Origin of the sequence: Prevotella sp. oral taxon 317 str. F0108, assembly GCF_000162415.1 — a bacterium.
Classification (GTDB): Bacteria; Bacteroidota; Bacteroidia; order Bacteroidales; family Bacteroidaceae; genus Prevotella; species Prevotella conceptionensis.
In genome coordinates, this window is record NZ_GG740112.1 from 1 (window position 1) to 739 (window position 739).

Annotated in this window: 1 protein-coding gene; it reads right to left on the reverse strand. The window is 35.7% G+C overall.

Features of this window, described 5'->3' with window-relative positions; genetic code table 11:
• Window positions 1–520 (reverse strand): hypothetical protein (locus tag HMPREF0670_RS15145; protein WP_232213957.1); only part of this gene is annotated, 520 nt, incomplete at its 3' end.
• Between the last annotated feature and the right edge of the window lie 219 nt (window positions 521–739).

The window sequence follows — 739 nt, forward strand, 5'->3', positions numbered from 1 at the left end:
GAGAGAGGTCTAAGAGAATTGTCACATTATCGTACTTATTCCGACCTCTATCATTAGCCAGAGAAATGATTGTTATCCCTTTTTGGGGAGCGCCTACTCCTAGCACATCATTGCCCAAGAATACCATATAATAGTATTTAAATAGATTTACCAAAACATAGACGTGTCCATGTTTCCTATATGCTAGGTATTGTCTATAATACACACTTATATTTAAAGTAGGAAATTTCGTGCCAACCTTTTGCCACTTCTGCTTATCAGAAAGGATTGTTTTTATTGTTTCAATCTCATCGTCGGAAAGATTGCAAAACTTCCTACACTGGTCATAAAATGGCGTATCATCGTCATACACCGCATCAGGACGCATAGAGATATCAAGAGCGATTGCTAACTCTTCTGTTGCATATCTTCTATACTTCGTCGCAGGAACATTCTTACGAACATTTTCACTTGATTTACTTGTTCTACTTCCACAACTGCAAAAAACAGCCATGATAACGATTAATAAAACATGTTTCACTGTACATATCATTTCTTTCTTTGTTTTTTTATTGAGTTTGTAATCAAAACCTTTTGTCCCCGGCTGTGCATTGTAATTATAAAGTATTGCCTTTCCATTTTAATCTTTAAGCGGTTTACCATTCATGTACACATGCCACAAGCCCTTGCGTTTGTATTCATAATGCTTACCATATACAATTGAATTAATCCATTCGTTTTTTTCTTGTCGGAGTGCAAT